1 pseudogene is annotated in these 257 nt (G+C 68.9%); it reads left to right on the top strand.

The features are described 5' to 3' along the window. Nucleotides 1-15 precede the first annotated feature (15 nt). Nucleotides 16-257, top strand: a pseudogene (locus ACPXB3_RS22675) (hypothetical protein); the annotation flags it as partial.

The following is a 257-nucleotide window of genomic DNA, read 5'->3' on the forward strand; positions in this document are numbered from 1 at the left end:
TTCGACCGCCTCAAGATGACCGCACCCCAAGGCCGATCGGTTCGAGAACTGTTGATCACCATGGGATTCGCCCCGGCTGTCGCGGGCCGGCTCGTCCACGTCGGCACCGCCGACGACATCGACGGGCTGCATAAGCACAGCGCCTACGGGTCGGTGTCCCTCGACCACGCCGACGCCGTCGTCCGCGGACTCACCCACATCGCCTCCCGCGCCGGCGAACCCGTCACAATCGAGCAACGCCGCGACCACACCCGCGC

It is taken from the genome of Gordonia sp. DT219, assembly GCF_049847065.1.
Classification (GTDB): domain Bacteria; phylum Actinomycetota; class Actinomycetes; order Mycobacteriales; family Mycobacteriaceae; genus Gordonia.